This is a genomic window from Streptomyces sp. NPDC107654 (assembly GCF_055639035.1).
In genome coordinates, this window is sequence record NZ_JBVKBI010000003.1 from 388,325 (window position 1) to 407,435 (window position 19,111).

General features: G+C 76.4%; 1 protein-coding gene. It reads right to left on the reverse strand.

Features of this window, described 5'->3' with window-relative positions; translation table 11 throughout:
- Positions 1-12: 12 nt before the first annotated feature.
- A complete protein-coding gene (locus tag ACZ7N4_RS07680) occupies positions 13-18,729 on the reverse strand; it encodes a non-ribosomal peptide synthetase (RefSeq protein WP_471354893.1) in 18,717 nt (6,238 codons plus the stop codon).
- Positions 18,730-19,111: the final 382 nt, after the last annotated feature.

A 19,111-nucleotide genomic window follows, 5' to 3' on the forward strand; every position in this document is an offset into this window, starting at 1 on the left:
GTCGTCGGATCCTCACCGTTCGTGGTCGTGGCCGCCGGCAGCGGCGTCTTCGGAGTCGATGGTGTACGCGGCGTCTTCGGTGTCGATGCCGTACGCGGCGTCCTCGAGTTCGCTCAGGACCTGTTCCTCCACGACGTCCGCCAGGGCGGCGACCGTGCGGGAGACCAGGACGTCCCGGGGGGTGAGCGTGACGCCGAACGCGTCGTTGGCGCGGGAGGCGATGAGCAGGGCGCGCATGGAGTCGCCGCCGAGCAGGAAGTAGTCGTCCTCGGCGCCCACGGCGGTCTGGAGGGTCTCCTCCCAGATCGCCGCCAGCGCCTCCTCGGTGGGCGTGCGGGGTGCGACGTACCCGGCCCCCGGCTGCTGTTCCTCGGCCGGGGCCGGGGCGGGCAGGGCGGCCCGGTCGGTCTTGCCGTTCTCGGTGACCGGGAAACGGTCCAGCACCATGAACGCCGAGGGGACCATGTGGCCGGGCAGGGAGCGGGCGGCCAGCTCGCGCAGCTCGGGCGCGGTGGGCGGTTCCGCGCCGGGTGCCGTGAGCAGGTGGGCGACCAGGCGCGGCTGCCCCGGTTCGTCCTCGCGTACGGTCACCACGGCGTCCAGCACGCCCGGGTGGCGGACCAGGGCCGCCTCGACCTCGCCCGCCTCGATGCGGTGGCCGCGCAGCTTCAGCTGGTGGTCGGTGCGGCCCAGGTAGTGCAGTTCGCCGGCGCTGTCCCGGCGCACCAGGTCGCCGGTGCGGTACATGCGGGTGCCGGGCGGCCCGAACGGGTCGGCGCGGAACCGGGCCGCGGTCAGCCCGGGCCTGCCGAGGTAGCCGCGGGCCAATGCCGCTCCGGACAGCCACAGTTCACCGGCGACACCGTCGGGGACCGGCCGCAGCCGGGCGTCGAGGACGTAGGCGCCGGTGGCGGGCAGCGGGCGGCCGATGGGCGGTGCGGCGCCGTCCGCCGTCAGCGGTGCGGACCAGGTGGCGACGACGGTGGCCTCGGTGGGGCCGTAGGAGTTGACCATGCGGTGGTGCGGGGCCCAGCGGGCGACGAGTTCGGCACCGCACGCGTCGGCGCCGACGATCAGCGTCTTCAGGTCGGGCAGCGTGCCGGGCGTGTCGGCGGGCACGGTGGCGAGCGCGGCCGGCGGCAGCAGGGTGTGGGTGATCCGTCCGGCCCGCAGCGTGTCGGCCAGTTCGGCGCCGAGCAGCGGGCCGGGCCGGGGCACGACCAGCCGGGCGCCGTGCGGCAGGGACGCGCACAGCTCCAGCACGGAGGCGTCGAAGCTGGGCGTGGCGAAGGCCAGCACCCGGTCGCCCGGGGCGACCTGGTAGTGGGCGGCCTCGGCGGCGGAGAACGCGGCGATCCCGCGGTGGGTGACGACGACGCCCTTGGGGGTGCCGGTGGAGCCGGAGGTGTAGATGACGTAGGCCGGGTCGTCCAGGTCGAGCGGGCGGGTCCGGTCGGCGTCGCCGGGCCGGTGTCCGGGCACCTCGTCCGGCGGGGCGGCGAGCAGGTCCGCGACCTCCTTCGCGTCGAGGGTGAGGGTGGGGGCCGCGTCCCTCAGCATCAGCGCGATCCGCTCCTCCGGGTAGGCGGGGTCGACGGGCAGGAACGCGGCGCCCGCCTTCGCCACCGCGAGCTGGGCCAGCACCATGTCCGCCGAGCGGGGCAGCAGCAGCGCGACGAGGTCGCCGGGTCCGGCGCCCCGGGCGATGAGCCGGTGCGCGAGCCGGTTGGCCGAGGTCTCGGCCTCGGTGAACGTGAGGAGCCTGCCGGGCGCTTCGAGCGCGGGCGCGGTCGGCCACCGGTCGACCGCGGCCTCGACCAGCGCGGGCAGGGTGGCGGCGGCCACCGGGGCGAGCGCCGGGCGGGCCGGGCCGTGCAGCAGCCGGTCCCGTTGCGCGGGCGGCAGCACGTCGAGGTCGTCCAGGCGGGCGGTGCCGTCGGAGGCGGCCAGGGCGTCCAGGGTGTGCAGCAGCTGTCCGGCCAGCGAGGAGGCGGTGGCCGCGTCGAAGTAGCGCGGGTCGTAGCCGAGTTCGACGGCCAGCCGGTCGCCGGGCGAGACGACCACGGTGAGGGGGTAGTTGGTGGCCTCGCGGGCGTCCAGGTCGCGCAGGGCGAGCCCGTGCGCCCCGGCGGTGGTGTCCCCGACCGGGTAGTTCTCGAAGACCACGAGGCTGTCGAACAGTGGTGTTCCGTGCGGGAGTTGCGTGAGCGCGTGCAGTTCGTTGAGCGGCAGGTGGTCGTGCCGGCGGTCCTCGGCCCGCTCCTCCTGCACCGCGCGCAGCCACTCGGTGCACCGGGCGCCGCCGTCGACCGCGGTCCGGGCGGGCAGCGTGGTGATGAACAGGCCGGTGACGGTGTCGGCGCCGGGCAGGTCGGCGGGCCGGCCGGAGACGGTGGTACCGAAGCACACCTCGCGCTCCCCGCTCCACCGCGCCAGCAGCAGCGCCCAGGCGCCCTGCACCAGCGTGTTGAGCGTGAGCCGGTGCCGGCGGGCGAACTCCGTCAGCCGCCGTGACCGTTCGGCGTCGAGCCGCTCCGACAGCCAGGTGCCGGAGCGGGCCGTGGCGCCCGGGGCGGGCCTGCGGTCGTACGGCAGCGGGGTCGGCGTGGCGAGGCCGGCCAGGGCCTCGCGCCAGTGCCGCTCGGCGGAGCCGGTGTCGCGGGCGGCCAGCCAGGCGGCGTAGTCCGCGAAGGGCCTGCGCTCGGGCAGCCGGGGCCGCTCGCCGCGGGTGAGGGCGGCGTGTGCGGCCGTGACGTCGGACAGGACGTGGAAGACGCTCCAGCCGTCCAGCAGGACGTGGTGGAAGGTCCACACCACGCGGGCCGCGTCCGGGCCGAGCCGGACCAGGGCGAGCCGCAGCAGCGGGGCGCGGTCCAGGGCGATGCCCCGGGCGCGCTCGTCGGCGAGCAGGCGCTCCAGCTCCGCCTCCCGCCGGTCTTCCGGCAGCCCGCTCCAGTCGTGCTCGGTGACCGGCAGGGTCACTCCCCGGTGGACGACCTGGAGCGGCACGGGTACGCCGTGCAGGACGACGGAGGTGCGCAGCACGGGGGTGCGGTCGACGACGTGCTGCCAGGCTGCGGCCAGCGTGGCGAGGTCGCGGGCGCCGTCGGCGACGAAGGTGATCTGCTCGACGTACAGACCGTGTTCGGCCTCGTCCAGCCCGTGCATCACCATGCCCGCCTGGGTGGGCGTGAGCGGGTAGACGTCCGCCACGTCCCGGCCGTCACCGGCGATCCGGTCCACGGCCGCCTGGTCCAGCGGCGCGAGCGGGAAGTCGGACGGGGTACGGCCGCCCGCGCCGGGTTCGGCGCAGTGCCGGACGATCGCGCGGAGTTCACCGGCCAGTTCGGCCGCCAGCCGGGCGACGGTCTCCGGCCGGTGCACGGAGCGGGAGTACGACCAGGTGAACTCCAGCCGGTCCTCGGTGACGCGGCCGAGGACGTCGAGGAGGAACGGCCGGTCGGCGGCGTGGTCCATGCCGCCGGTGAGACCGCCGTGGGGCGCGTGCAGCAGGCCGCCCGGGGCGGGGTTCCCGTCCGGCCGGCCCAGGTAGTTGAAGCAGACGGGCGGCAGGGCGGGCAGCTCGCGGCCGGCCGTGGGGTGCAGGAAGCGCAGCGCGCCGTAGCCGAGTCCGCCGTGGGGTACGGCCCGCAGGTTCTCCTTGACGGACTTCAGGACGGCGCCGGTGCCGGCGTCCCGGGGCACGTCCAGGGCGACCGGGTGGACTGCGGTGAACCAGCCGGCGGTGCGGGCGAGGTCGACGTCCGTGAACGGGTTCTCCCGGCCGTGGCCCTCCAGGGTCACCGCCACCCGGTCCCGGCCCGTCCAGCGGGCCAGGACCCGGCCGAGGGCGCTCAGCAGGACGTCGCCCACGCGGGTGCGGTAGGCCTCCGGCACCTCCTGGAGCAGCCGGCGGGTCTCCTCGGCGTCGAGGCCGGCGGTCACGCTCTCCTCGTCGGCGACGGTGTTCGTGCCGCCGGGGTGGTCGGCCGGCAGGGCGGTGCCGGTGTCGAGGCCCTGCCAGTGGGCGAGTTCGGCGTCGAAGCCGCCGGCCTCGGTGTGCGCGGCGAGCCGGCGGGCCCAGTCCCGGAACGAGGTGGTCTTGGCGCCGAGGGCGGGCCGCTCTCCGTCCCGCAGCGCGCGGTAGGCGGTGTCCAGGTCCTCCAGGAGCAGCCGCCAGGACACGGCGTCCACCACCAGGTGGTGCGCGGACAGCAGCAGCACCGGCCGGCCGCCGTCGTCCGGCCGGCACAGCGCGGCCCTCAGCAGCGGCCCGGCGGCCAGGTCGAAGCCGGAGCCGAGGTCCCGGGCCACCCGGTCCGGGTCCGCGCGGTGGTGCACCTCCAGGTGCGGGGCGGTGTCACCGGGCGCGGTGCCGTACTGCCGCCAGCGCCCGTCCCCGGCCCGCTCGAAGCGCAGCCGCAGCGCGTCGTGGTGCTCCAGTACGGCGGCCAGGGCGGCCCGCAGCAGCCCCTCGTCGGGGTCCGTGGCCAGCTCGTAGGCGACCGTCTGGCTGAAGTGGGCGGGGTCTCCGGTGAGGGTGTCCAGGAGCCAGTGCTGTACGGGGGTGAGCGGGGCGTCGCCGGTCACGGGGCCCTGGTCGGCGACGACCGCGGAGGCGGCCGAGTCCGGCAACCGCTCGGCCGCGGCGGCGAGTTCGGCGAGGGTCTGGTGGGTGAACAGGTGCCGGGGGGTCAGGGCGAGCCCGGCCCGGCGGGCCGCGGAGACGATGCGGATGCCGAGGACGGAGTCGCCGCCGAGCGTGAAGTAGTTGTCGTCGGCGCCGACTTCGGGCACGCCGAGCACCTCGCACCAGATGTCCGCGAGGGTCCGCTCCGCCGCGGTGCGCGGCGGCCGCCCCGCCTCGCCGCCGCCCGCCGCGGACGGCTCGGGCACGGGCAGCGCCCGCCGGTCGAGCTTCCCGGTGGCGCCGAGCGGCAGCCGCTCCAGCGGCACGACGAGGGCCGGGACCAGGTGGTCGGGGAGGCTGCGGGAGAGGAAGGCCCGCAGCTCGGCGGGGTCCGGCAGGTCCGTCGCCTGCGGCACCGCGTAGCCGACGAGGCGGCGGTGGCCGGCCTGCTCGACCACGCGGGCCGCCGCCGCGGCCACGCCCGGGTGGCGGGCCAGCGCGGCCTCGACCTCGCCGAGTTCGATGCGGAAGCCGCGCACCTTCACCTGGTCGTCGCCGCGGCCGAGGTAGACGAGGTCACCGTCGGACGTCCAGCGGACCAGGTCGCCGGTGCGGTACATGCGGCTGCCGGGCGGACCGAACGGGTCGGGCAGGAAGCGGGTCGCGGTGAGGCCGGGGCGGCCGAGGTAGCCGCGGGCGACGCCGGTCCCGGCGAGGAACAGTTCGCCGGGCGCGCCGGGGGGCACCGGGCGCATCCTGGCGTCCAGGACGTAGGCGCGGGCGCCGCCGAGCGGCCGGCCGATCGGCGGGTCGCGGTCGGGGTCGGCCGGGTCGCAGGTGAAGGCGGTGGCGTAGACGGTGGCCTCGGTGGGGCCGTAGATGTTGCGCACCTCGCTGCCGGGGACCGCGTCCCGGACCCGGCGCACGGTCCGGGCGGGCAGCCCCTCCCCCGCGAGGACGACGGTGTCGGCGGTGATCCGCACGGCGTCCTCGGCGAGCAGCCGGTCCAGGGCGGAGGGCACCGCGCTGAGCAGTCCGGCCCGCCAGGGTCCGGGGCGCTCGGCGAGGGCCAGCAGGTCGCGGACGATCTCCACGCAGCCCCCGGAGAGCAGGGGCGAGAAGATCTCGAAGACCGACACGTCGAAGTTGAGCGAGGTGGAGGCGATGACGTGCGCCAGGCCCCGGCCGGTGAACTCGGCCGCGGCCCAGTCGGTCAGGGCCAGCACGGAGGCGTGGCTGACGACGACGCCCTTGGGACGGCCGGTCGAGCCGGAGGTGTGGATGACGTAGGCGGGGTGGCCGGGCAGCAGGGGGCCGCGCCGCTCTCCGTCGCCGACCGGGGTGTCCGGCACCTCGGTGTCCGGCCGCTCGTCGTCCTCGTCCAGCAGGATCCGGGTGTACGGGCCCTCGGGCAGCCGGCCGGCGGTCTCCGTGGCGGTGATCACGGCGTCGGGCCGTACGTCCTCGAAGAGGAACGCGACGCGCTCGGCCGGGTACTGGGGGTCGACCGGGAGGTAGCCGGCGCCGCTCTTGAGCACCGCGAGGAGGGCCACGACCAGGTCGGCGGTGCGGGGCAGGCACAGGGCGACGAAGCGCTCGGGGCCGGCGCCGGCCGCGATGAGCCGCCGGGCCAGCGCTCTGGAGCGGGCGTCGAGTTCGCGGTAGGTGAGGCTCGTGCCGCCGTGGCGGACGGCCGGGGCGTCCGGGGTCCGCCCGGCCTGCCGCCGGAACGCCTCCGGCAGGGTGTCGTGCGGGACCGTGGCGGGCCTGCCGCCGAACCGGTCCACCAGCGCGCGCCCCGCGGCCGGGTCCAGCAGCGGCAGGTCGGCCAGACGGCGGTCGGGGTCGGCGGCCATGCCGGTCAGCAGGGTCCGCAGGCTCTCTCCGAGCGCCTGCACCGTCGCGGTGTCGAAGACGGCCGGGTCGTGGTCCAGGTTCACGGACAGGGTGTCCCCGGGCGCGACGACCACACTGAGCGGGTAGTTCGTCGGTTCGACGTCCCGTTCCTGTTCCATGGCGAGGCCGTGCCGGGCCAGCGCCCCCTCGTCGAACGGGTAGTTCTCGAACACCACGATGGAGTCGAACAGCCCGCTGCCGCCCGGGACCTCGCTCCAGGACTGCACCTGGGCCAGGGAGACGAAGTCGTGGCGCCGGGCCTCGGACTGGGCGGTCTGCAGCTCGCGCAGCCAGTCGAGCATCGGCCGGTCGCCGTCGACGCGGGCCCGGGTGGGCAGGGTGTTGATGAACAGGCCCACCATCGAGGTGACGCCCGGGAGTTCGGCGGGCCGCCCGGAGACGGTCGTACCGAACACCACGTCCTCGCCGCCGCCGTAGCGGGACAGCAGCAGCGCCCAGGCGCCCTGGAGCACGGTGTTGAGGGTGAGCCCGGCGCGCTGGGCGGTCTCCCGCAGCCGTGCCGAGACGTCCGGGCCGAGGGTCATCCGCACCGACCCGGAGGAGGAGGCGCGGTGGGCCTCGGCGGGCCTCCGGTCCCGGGGCAGTTCGGTGGGGGCCTGGAAGCCGGCGAGGGTCGCGCGCCAGTACGCCTCCGCCCGGCCGGTGTCCCGCCCGGCCAGCCAGCGCAGGTAGTCGGCGAAGGGCCTGCGCTCGGCCACCTCCGGGCGGCGCCCGGAGGTGAGGGCCGCGTAGCGTTCGCAGACCTCGTCGAAGAGCTGGGCCGCGCTCCAGCCGTCGAGCAGGACGTGGTGGAAGGTCCACAGCAGGCGGACCCGGTCCGCGTCCAGCCGGATCAGTGTCAGCCTCATCAGGGGCGCCGCGCCGAGGTCGATGCCCGCCTCCCGGTCCTCTGCGAGCAGCCGGTCCAGGTCGTGCCCGTGGCCGTCGGACCAGTCGAGGTGGGTGACGGGCACGGTGGCCCGGTGCCGGACCACCTGGAGCGGTTCCGGGGTCTCCTGCCACACCAGGCCGGTGCGCAGCACCGGGTTGGCGTCGGCGGTGTGCTGCCAGGCCTCGGCGAGGGCGTGCGGGTCGGTGACGCCGGACAGCACCAGCTGGACCTGGTTGACGTAGGTGCGGGCGGCGGGGTCGAGCAGGCTGTGGAAGAGCATGCCCGCCTGCATCGGGGTCAGCGGGTAGACGTCCGCGACGTCCCGGCCGTCCCCGGCGATCCGGTCCACGGCGGCCTGGTCCAGGCGGGCCAGCGGGAAGTCCGAGGGGGTGCGGCCGCCCGCGCCGGGCCGGGAGCAGTGGGCGACGATGTCGTCGAGGGCCCGGAGCATGCCCTCGGCGAGCGCGGTGACGGTGTCCTCGCGGTGCCGTCCGGCGCTGTAGTACCAGGTGATCTCCAGCCGGTCGTCCTCGACCCGGGCCACGACGTCCAGCAGGTGGGGCCGCTCGGTGCCGGGTGCCTCCGCGCCGTCCAGGCCGCCGGGCACCGCTCCGAGAAGGGCGCCGCCGTCGGCGGACCAGTCGAAGCGGCCCAGGTAGTTGAAGGCGATACCGGGTGCGGGTGCGCGGGTGAGCGTGGACTCGCGGGCGAGGTGGCGCAGGACGCCGTAGCCGAGCCCCCGGTCGGGGACGGCCCGCAGCTGCTCCTTGACCGACTTCAGGGCGGTGCCCCAGTCCTCCGCCGGGACGGTCAGGGCGACCGGGAAGAGCGAGGTGAACCAGCCGACCGTGCGGGACAGGTCGACGTCCTCGAACAGCTGGTCCTCGCGCCCGTGCCCCTCCAGGCCGACGGCGACGGTGTCGCGTCCGGTCCAGTCGGCGAGGACCCTGCCCAGGGCGGTGAGCAGGACGTCGTCGACGCGGGTGCGGTAGACGCCGGGGACGCGGCGCAGGAGGCGGTCGGTGCGGTCGCGGTCCAGGCGGACGGTGACCTCGCGGACGTCGGCCGCGGTGTTGCCGCCGTCGTGGTCCACCGGCAGCGGGTCGGCGCAGGCGCGGGCGGCCCGCTCCCAGTGGGCGAGCTGTGCGGTGAAGCGGTCGTGGTCGCGCAGCCGGCGGGCCCACTCCCGGACGGAGGTGGTGCGGGCGGGCAGCCGTACCGGCTCGCCCGACGCGGCCTGCCGGTAGGCGGTCTCCAGGTCCTCCAGCAGGATCCGCCAGGAGACGCCGTCGACCACCAGGTGGTGGGCGAGGAGCAGCAGCCGGGCGGGCCGGGTGCCGTCGGCGGTGAACAGCCGGGCGGTGAACAACGGGCCGGTGTCGAGGCGCAGTCGGGAGTGGGCCTCCGCCGTGACGCGCTCCTCGTCCTGCGGGGCGTGGACTTGGAGCAGCTCGGGAACCGGGCCGTCGGCGTCGGCGATGTCCTGGCGCCACACGTCCTGGGCGCCGTCGAGGACGAACCGGGCGCGCAGGGCGTCGTGCCGGGTCCACAGGGCGGTGAGGGCGCGGAGCAGGGCGTCCTGGTCCACCGGGCCGGCCGTCTCGATGACGACGGACTGGTTGAAGAAGCCGGCGTGGGCCGGGCGCGGGTCCAGGAACCAGTGCTGGATCGGGGTGAGGTCCACCGCCCCCGAGACCGGTTCGGTGCCGGCGACGGCGGGCGCCGCGTCCCCGCCGGCCGCGGCCAGCTCGGCCACCGTGGGGTGCCGGAAGAGGTCGCGCGGGGTGAGCGTGAGTCCCGCGGCGCGGGCCCGGGAGACCACCTGGATGCTGAGGATCGAGTCGCCGCCCAGCATGAAGAAGTTGTCGTCCACGCCGACCCGTTCGACGCCGAGCAGTTCGGCCCAGATCCCGGCGAGGATTCGCTCGGTCTCGGTGCGCGGGGGGCGGTGGGCGCGCTCGCCGCCCGCCGCCCAGTCGGGGGCGGGCAGCCGGCGCCGGTCGACCTTGCCGTTGGCGGTCAGGGGCAGTTCCGGCACGGTGACGAACGCGGCGGGCAGCATGTAGTCGGGCAGTCCGGCCGCCAGGTGGGCGCGGAGTTCGCCGGCGGAGGGCACCGTGGCGCCGGCGGCCGGGACGAGGTGCGCGGCGAGCCGCTTGCGTCCGGCGTCCTCGTACAGGGAGACGACGGCCTCGGCGATGCCGGGGTGCGCGGTGAGACGGGCCTCGATCTCGGCGGGTTCGACACGGAAGCCGCGGATCTTGATCTGGTCGTCGGCGCGGCCGACGAACTCCAGCTCGCCGTCGGCGCTCCAGCGCACGACGTCGCCGGTGCGGTACATGCGCGTGCCGGACGGCCCGTAGGGGTCGGCGACGTAGCGGGCGGCGGTGGCCCCGGGGCGGCCCGCGTAGCCCCGGGCGAGGCCCGCGCCGGCGATGTACAGCTCGCCGGGGACGCCGGGCGGCTGGGGCTGGAGGGCGGCGTCCAGGACGTACACGCGGGTGTTGTCCAGCGGGCGTCCGATGGGCAGGACGGCGGGCAGCGGGTCGCCGGCGCGGAAGACGCGGCGGGTGGCGAAGGTGGTGGTCTCGGTGGGGCCGTAGCCGTCCACGACGGTCAGTCCGGGGCAGGCTTCCAGCACCCGGCGTACGACCGCGCCCGGCACGGCCTCGCCGCCCGTCCACACCTCGCGGGCGCCGCGCAGGCAGCCGGGGTCCTCCTGGGCCAGCAGCCGGAACAGTCCGGCGGTGAGCCACAGGCAGCTCACGCCCCGCTCCGTGACGGCGTGCCGGACCTGGGCGGCGTCCAGGTCGGCCGGCGGGGCGAGCACGGCGGTGCCTCCGCGCAGGAGCGGCACCCACACCTCGTAGGTGGCGGCGTCGAAGGCGTGCGGCGAGTGCACGAGGACCCGGTCGTGCCCGGCGAAGGCCCGGTCCAGGGCGAGGGCGACGACGTCCCGCTGGCGCACCGCGACCCCCTTGGGGGTGCCGGTGGAGCCGGAGGTGAACATCAGGTACTGGACGTTGTCGGGGTGGACGGCGTGGACGGGCGCCGGAGCCTCCGCCGCGCCGGTGGTCCCGTCGGCGCGCGGAACACCGTCGCCGGCACGCGGAACATCGTCGCCGGCACGCGGGACGCCGTCGTCCACGCGCAGGACGCCGTCGCCGGGCAGCAGCTGCCGCGCCGTCTCCTCCCAGCCGGCGTCGGTGAGCAGGAGGCCGGCGCCGGCCACGGCCAGTGTTCCGCGGAGCCGTTCGACCGGTGCCCTGCCGTCCAGCGGCACGTACACCCCGCCGGTGCGGACGAGCGCCAGCTGCGTGACGACCAGGTCCACGGAACGGTCCATGAGCACACCGACCGGGCGTTCCGGCCGCACCCCGAGCCCGGCCAGGCGTGCCGCCAACTCGCCCGCGCGCTGGTCGAGTTCGCGGTAGGTGAGGCGGGTGTCACCGGCCTCCAGGGCGACGGCGCCGGGGGCACGGCGGACCTGGGCGGCGAAGAGGTCCGCCACGGTGGTGTCGGGCAGGCCGGTGGCGGTGTCGTTCCAGGTGTGCAGCACCTGCTCGCGGCGGTCCGGGGCGAGCAGCGGGAGCCGGGCGGGCGGGCGGCCGGCGCCGGCGGGCAGGTGGGTGAGCAGGACGCTCAGGTACTCGGCCAGCCGCTCGGCGGTGCCGGCGTCGAACAGCTCGGGGTCGTAGCCGAGGCGCAGCGTCAGTTCGGTGCCCGGGTAGGCGGTGAGGCTCAGCGGGTAGTTGGTGGTCTCGACGCCTTCCAGGCCGCTCAGGGCGAGTCCGTGGGCGGCGGCGAGGTCGTCGTCCACCGGGTAGTTCTCGAAGACCACGATGCTGTCGAACAGGCCGACCCGCTCGGGGAGTTCGGTGAGCGCCCGGAGCCGGGTGAGCGGCACGTGACCAAAGCGCCGGTCCTCGCTCTGGTCCTGCTGGAGGGCGCGCAGCCAGTCGGTCAGGGTGCCGTCGCCGGGGACGGTGACCCGGGTGGGCAGGGTGGTGATGAACAGGCCGGTCATGGCGTCGGCACCGGGCAGCTCCGGCGGCCGTCCGGACACGGTGGTGCCGAACACCACCTCGTCCCGGCCCGCCAGCCGGGCCAGCAGCAGCGCCCAGGCGCCCTGCACCAGCGTGTTCTGGGTCAGGCCGGACGTGCGGGCCAGCTCCTGGAGCGCCCGGCTCGCGGCCGCGGGCAGCGTGGTGCGGACCGCGTGCGTGGACTCGGCGCGGTGGGCCTCGCGCGGCTCCCGGTCGTAGGGCAGCGGTGTGGCCTCGGCCAGTCCGGACAGACGCTGCCGCCAGTGCTGTTCGGCGGCGGCCGGGTCGTGCCCGCGCAGCCAGGCGACGTAGTCGCGGTAGGGCGGGCGGTCCGGGAGGGCGTCGGGGGTGGTTCCGGCGTGGTGGGCGAAGACGTCGGAGAGGACCTGGAACAGGCTCCAGCCGTCCAGGAGCAGGTGGTGGAAGGACCAGACGACACGCACCGCGGTGTCGGAGACGCGGGCCAGGAGCAGGCGCTGGAGCGGGGCCCGCCCGAGGTCGATGCCGTCGGCCCGGTCACGGGCCAGTACGTCGTCCAGCCGGGCGCCGCGCTCCTGGTCCGTCAGGTCCCGCCAGTCCAGGTGGGTGACCGGCACGTCCGCGTGGCGCTGCACGACCAGCAGGGGTTCGGGCACGTCCTGCCAGACGGCCCGGGCCCGCAGGACCTCGGTGCGGTCGGTGACGTGCTGCCAGGCCGCGGCGAGGGCCCGCGGGTCGGGGACGCCGTCCAGGACGAACGTCAGCTGCTGGAAGTAGACCCCGCGGTCGTCCTGGGACAGGCCGTGGAAGAGCATGCCGGCCTGGGTGGGTGTGAGCGGGTACACGTCGGCGACCGCCGCCGGGTCCGCGCCCGCGATCCGGTCGACGGCGGCCTGGTCGAGCCGGGCCAGCGGGAAGTCGGACGGGGTGCGCCCGGCGGCGCCGGGCCGGCCCGCGTACCGGGCGAGGTCGGCGAGCGCGTCCGCGAAGCGCCCGGCCAGCTCCGCGACCGTGCCCTCCTGGTGCAGCCGGTCCGAGGAGAACCAGGTGAACTCCAGGCAGTCACCGTCCAGCCGGCCGACGACCTCCAGGGCGTGCGGGCGTGCGGCGGCCGGGTCGGCGTCCAGCTCCAGCGGCCGGACCGTGCCCCGGTACAGGCCGTCGGGCTCCGCGGAGAAGCCCATCCGGCCCAGGTAGTTGAAGCTGATCTGCGCGGCCGGGGTGTGCGGCCGTACCTCCGGGCCGGCCAGGTGGCGCAGCGCGTCGTGGCCCAGGCCGTGCCGGGGTACGGCGCGCAGCTGCTCCTTGACCCGCTTCAGTACGGCGTCCCAGCCGGCGTCCTGGGGGACGGCGAGCGCGACGGGGTACCGGGTGGTGAACCAGCCGACCGTGCGGCTGAGGTCCAGTTCGGGGAAGAGTTCCTCGCGGCCGTGCCCCTCGACGTCGACCACGACCCGGTCCCGTCCGGTCCCGGCGCACAGGGCCCGGCCGAGGGCGGAGAGCAGGACGTCGTTGGCCTGGGTGCGGTAGGTGTCGGGCAGGGTGCGCAGCAGGGCGGCGGTGTCCTCGGCGCCGATCCGCACGGTCACCGCGCGCTGTGCGCCGTAGGTGCCGGGGCCTGCCGCCGGGATCGCGGGCTCCGTCTCCGGGACGGCCCGGGCCCAGTACTCCCGTTCGTCGTCGAAGCCGCCGTCGGCGGCGTGGGCGGTCAGCCGGCGGGACCAGGCGCGCAGCGGCGAGGACTTGGCGGGCAGTGCCGCCGTGCCGTCCTCGCCGGCGCGGCGGGCCCGGTAGGCGCGGTCCAGGTCGTCCAGCAGCACCCGCCAGGAGACGCCGTCGACCACGAGGTGGTGGACGGCGAGGTGCAGGACGGGGGGCCGGCCGGCTCCCCGGTCGTGCAGCACGGCCCGCAGCAGCGGCCCGCGCGCGAGGTCGAAGGGCCCGAAGTGGGGGGTGTCCGTGTCGGGGCCGGTGTGGCGGGCCAGGTGGAGGCGGGGGGTGCGGTCGTCGATGTGCCAGCGGACGCCGGGGTCCGGGTCGTCGGCGACGAAGCGGGAGCGCAGGGCGTCGTGCCGGCCGACCAGGTCGTTCAGCGCGTCCTCCAGGGCCGCCGCGTCCAGGTCGTCGGGCACCTGGACGGACAGTGCCTGCGCGTAGTGGCCGGCGCGCTCGGCCAGGGCGTCGAAGAACCAGCGCTGGATGGGGGTCAGGGGGGCCGTGCCGGTGGCCGCCTCCGGTACGGGGACGGTCTCGCGGGGGCCCTGGGCGGCGTCCGCGCAGCGGGCGAGGGCGGCGACCGTCTGGTGCCGGTAGACGTCCCGGGAGGTCAGCGGCAGGCCCGCCTGACGGGCGCGGGCCACGACCTGGATGCTGAGGATCGAGTCGCCGCCGAGTTCGAAGAAGTTGTCGTCCACGCCGATGCGTTCCACCCGCAGCACCTCGGCCCAGATCGTGGCGAGGGTGCGCTCGGTGGGCGTGCGGGGGGCGACGTGCCGTACGGCGCGCACGGCGGGGCCCGGGTCGGGGAGCCGGCCCCGGTCCAGCTTGCCGTTCGGGCTGAGCGGCAGGCCGTCCAGGACCTGTACGGTCGACGGGACCATGTAGTCGGGCAGCGTACGGCCGAGCTCGCGGCGCACGGCCTCGGGTTCCACCCGCTGCCCGGCGGCCGGGACGACGTACCCGGCCAGGCGGCGGTGGCCGTCGCCGTCCGTGGTGACGGTGGCCGCGGCCTCGGCCACTCCGGTGCAGCCGCGCAACGCCTCCTCCACCTCGCCGAGTTCGATGCGGAAGCCGCGCACCTTGACCTGCTGGTCGATCCGGCCCACGTACTCCAGGGCGCCGTCGGCGCGGCGGCGCACCAGGTCGCCGGTGCGGTACATGCGCTCCCCCGGCGCGCCGAACGGGTCGGCGACGAACCGGACCGCGGTCAGCCCGGGCCGGTTCAGGTAGCCGCGGGCCAGGCCGGCGCCCCCGAGGTACAACTCGCCGGTGACTCCCACGGGTTGTGGCCGCAGGGCGTGGTCCAGGACGTAGGCCCGGGTGAGTGCGACCGGCCCGCCGATCGGCGGGGCCTGCTCCGGCAGCCGGTCGCCGGCGAACCAGCCGGTGGCGTACACGGTGGCCTCGGTGGGCCCGTAGATGTTGGCGATCCGGCAGCCGGGCAGGGCGGCGCGCAGGTCGTGCAGGGTCTGGGCGGGCAGGGCCTCACCGGCGAGGACGACGGTGTCCGCGGTCACGGGTGCCGTACCGCCCGCGATCAGCCGGGAGACGACGGACGGCACTCCGCTGAGCAGCCCGGCCCGCCGGGGGCCGGTGCCGTCGGCCAGTGCCGGCAGATCGGCGACCACCTCGACGGTGCCGCCGGCGGTCAGGGGGCACAGCAGCTCGAAGACGGAGACGTCGAAGTTGAGGGAGGTGGAGGCGATCACATGGTCGAGGCCCGCGGCGGCGAACCGGTCCTCCGTCCACGCCGCCAGCGCGACGACACTGCGGTGGGTGACCACGACCCCCTTGGGGCGGCCGGTGGAACCGGAGGTGTAGATGACGTACGCGGGGTGGTCCGGCAGCAGCGGGCGGGGCCGGTCGGCGTCGGTGAGGTCGGTGTCGGGAACGGCCGGGTCGGCGCAGTCCTCCAGGAACAGCGGGTCGCAGTCCGCGGGCAGGGCGGAGGCGGTCTCCCGGGTGGCGATCACGAGGGAGGGACGGGCGTCGGCGAGCATGAGCCGGACGCGCTCGGCGGGATAGCCGGGGTCGACGGGGAGGTAGCCCGCACCGGAGGTGAGCACCGCCCACAGCACCGGCACCAGGTCGGCGGTGCGCGGCAGGCACAGGGCGACCAGGGTCTCCGGGCCCGCGCCGCGCGCGAGGAGCAGCCGGGCCAGCCGGTTGGCGCGCCGGGCGACCTCGGCGTAGTCCAGCCGGTCCGGACCGCAGATCACGGCGGTGCGGTCGGGGGTGCGGGCCGCCTGGGCGTGGAACAGGGCGGGCAGCGTGGCGTGTCCGGTGTCCCGGGCCCGGCGGGCGGCCGGGTTCCAGGTGTCCACCAGGGTGCGCTGCTCCTCGACGGAGAGCATCGGCAGCTCGGCCAGCCTGCGCCCCGGGCCGTCCGCCATGCCCTCCAGCAGGCGGTGCAGGTGGGCGGCCATCCGGGCCACGGTGGGGGCGTCGAACAGGTCGGTGTTGAACTCGGCGGTGAGCACGCAGCCGCCGTCCGTGTCCGGGGTGAACTCCAGCACCAGGTCGAAGCGGGCGGCCGGGCGGGGCAGCGGGTGCTCCGTGAAGCGCACCCCGCCGGAGAGCGGCGGCTCGGGAAGCGCGGTCTGCTGCACCACGAGCGCCTGCACCAGCGGGGTGCGGCTCGGGTCGCGGGGCGGGGCCAGCTCCTCCACGACCCGGTCGAACGGCACCCCGTCGTGGGCGAAGGCGTCCAGCACGGTCGTCCGCATGCTCTCCACGAACCGGTCCACGGTCGCCCGCTCGTCCACCTCGCCGCGCAGCACCACCGTGTTGGCGAAGAACCCCGGCACCTCCTCCAGGTCCCGTCGGCCGCGGCCGGTGGTGACGGTGCCGAACGCGACGTCCCGCTGCCCGGAGTACCGGGAGAAGAGCAGCGCGGAGGCGCCCGCGAACAGGGTGAACACGGTGGTGCCGCGTCCGGCGGCGAGCTGCCGCAGCCGGCTCACCAGCTCCGCGGGGAGCCGGTGCCGGTGGGCGGCTCCGGCGGTGGTGCGGACGGCGGGACGCGCCCGGTCGGTGGGCAGTTCGAGGTGCTGGAGGTCCGCCAGGTGCCGCTTCCAGTAGGCCAGGTCGACGCGGTCGGCGTCACCGCCCCGCTGCCGGCGCTCCCACACCGCGAAATCGGTGTACTGCACGGCGGGTCGCGGCAGGGCGTCGGGCTCGCCGGTGGTCTCCGCGTGGTGGAGGGCGGCGAGTTCCCGGGTGAGGACGCCCACGGACCAGCCGTCGGTGACGATGTGGTGCTGGGCGAGGAGCAGCAGGTGGTCCTCGGCGTCGAGCCGGACGAGCAGGGCCCGGGTGAGCGGGCCGGCCGCCAGGTCGAAGGGGCGGCTCAGTTCCTCGGTGAGCAGCGCCTCGGCGGCCTCGGTGCGGCGCGCCTCGGGTACGTCGGTGAGGTCGGCGGTCCGCAGCGGCAGGTCCGGCTCCGGGGCGACACGCTGGACGCCCTGGCCGTCGGCGGTGGCGAAGGTGGTGCGCAGGGAGGCGTGGCGGGCCGCGAGCCGGTGCAGGGCACGGCGCAGCGCGTCCGGGTCCAGGGGGCCGCGCAGCCGCAGGGACACGCCGGTGTTGTACTCGGTGCCGCCCGGGTTCAGCTCGTCGAGGTACCAGAGCCGCCGCTGCGCGCTGGACAGTGGCAGGGTGCCTCGACCGGGGGCCGGGGGGATCGGCTCCGGCGGTACGGCGGCCGACGGGACGCCCAGCAGCGTGGCCAGGCCCGCGACCGTCCGCGCGGTGAACACGTCCCGCACCGTCAGCCGCACACCCAGCTCGTCCCGGATCCGGGCCAGGACCCGGGCCGCGAGGATGGATTCACCGCCCAGCTCGAAGAAGTCGTCCGTCACGCCGACCGTGTCGACCCCCAGGGTCTGGGCCCAGATCTCCGCGAGCGCCCGCTCCTCGTTAGATCTCGGCGCCACATGCCCGCCCGCGACGGCCCGCTCGGGAACCGGCAGCGCCCTCCGGTCGATCTTGTGCTGCGGGGTGAGCGGCATCCGCTCCAGCACCACGACGGCCGACGGCACCATGTGGGCGGGGAGCAGGGCGGCTACGGCGGCACGGAGGGCCGCGGGGTCCAGGGGGGTCGGGGCGGGCGCGGGGACGGCTTCCGGGGTGTCGGGCGTCGACGCGGTGAGCGGAGTCGTCGGCGTCGGGACGGTGGACGGGGTCGTCGGCGTCGGGGCGGTGGACGGGGTCGTCGGCGTCGGGGCGGTGGACGGGGTGACGTAGGCGACGAGGCGCTGGTGGCCGGGCTCGTCCTCGCGGACCACGACCACCGTCTCGCCCACGCTCCCGGCACCGGCGCGGCGCAGGGCGGCCTCGATCTCCCCCGGCTCGATCCGGAAGCCGCGGATCTTCACCTGCCGGTCCAGCCGGCCCAGGAACTCCAGTTCCCCGTCGGCCGTCCAGCGCGCCCGGTCCCCGGTGCGGTACAGCCGGGCGCCGGGCGGGCCGAAGGGGTCGGCGACGAAGCGAGCGGCGGTCAGCCCCGGGCGGCCCAGATAACCGCGGGCCACCGCGTCGCCGCCGACGAACAGCTCACCGTCCGCCCCGGGCGCGACCGGACGCAGCGCGGCGTCGAGGACGTACACCCGGGTGTGCGGCAGGGCGCCGCCGATCGTCGGGGTGCCCCGGCCCGCGGTGAGCGGCCCGGTCCAGGTGGAGACGATGGTGGCCTCGGTCGGGCCGTAAGAGTTGATCATGCGGCGGCCGGGTGCCCAGCGGTCGACCAGCTCCGCCGAGCAGGCCTCGGCGCCCACGATCAGGGTGCGCAGATGGCGCGCGGTGCCCTGCGCGGGGTCGGGCAGGGTGGCCAGCGCGGCCGGCGGGATCAGGGCGTGGGTGATGCGGTGCTCGTCCAGGACCGCGGCGAGTTCGTCACCCAGCCAGGGACCGTGCGGCGGTACGACGAGCGTGGCGCCGGACAGCACGGAGACGAACAGCTCCAGCACGGAGGCGTCGAAGCTCGGCGAGGAGAACTGGAGCACGCGGTCGCCGGGGCCCACCGCGTACCGTTCCGCCGCGGCCGCGGTGAAGCCGCCGATGCCCCGGTGGGTGACGGTCACGCCCTTGGGGGTGCCGGTGGAACCGGAGGTGTAGATGACGTAGGCGGCGTGGTCGGCGTGGACCCGGGCCCCGGCCACCGCTCCGTCCTCGCTGTCCAGCAGCTCGCTGACCCGGTGCGGATCGTCGAGGGTGACGGCGGGCGCGGCGTCGGCGAGCATCAGCGCGCGGCGCTCGGCGGGGTAGGCGGGGTCCACGGGGAGGAAGGCGGCGCCCGCCCGGGCGACGGCCAGCTCGGCCGCTATGAGCTCCATGGAGCGCGGCAGGACCAGGGCGACGACCCGGTCCGGCCCGGCTCCCCGTCGGGCCAGGTGTACGGCCAACCGGTCGGCACGGTCCGCGAGTTCGCGGTAGGTCCAGGTCCGCCGGCCGTCGGTGAGGGCCGGTGCGTCCGGGGTGCGGGCCACCCACGCGGTGAACAACTCGCCGAGCGTCGGGTGCGGCGGCAGTGAGGACGCCTGTGCGGGCTTGTCGTGCAGGTCCGTCATGGGTGAAGTCCTTCGAAGAGCGGAACGATGCGGCGTCGGGGCCCGGCAAGGGGGTGGTGCGCCGGTTCGGGGTGGCACACCGGATGCGCGTGACGGTGCGGCGGTACGGGGCACGCCCTGCCGGGGCCGACGACGGCGACCCGGCGCGGGACGGGGCGGGGCGGGACGGGAGAGAACGGGAGCGGGAGGGGTCGGCCGCGGCGGGGACGGCCGGCCGGAGCCGGCCACGAGCGCGGTCCGGCCCGCTGTGCGGGTCGACCGCTCCGCGGCGCGGAGGCGACGAGGCGATCCGGTGCGGCACCGCGCCCGGTGACGGCCACCGCCCCGGGGGGGCGGAGCCGAGCCCGGCCGGACCGAACCGGCCCGCAACCAACCGGCCCGC

Coding starts and splice junctions, on each gene's coding strand:
- ACZ7N4_RS07680 (WP_471354893.1), bottom strand. CDS start 18,729: ATGACGGACCTGCACGACAAGCCCGCACAGGCGTCCTCACTGCCGCCG.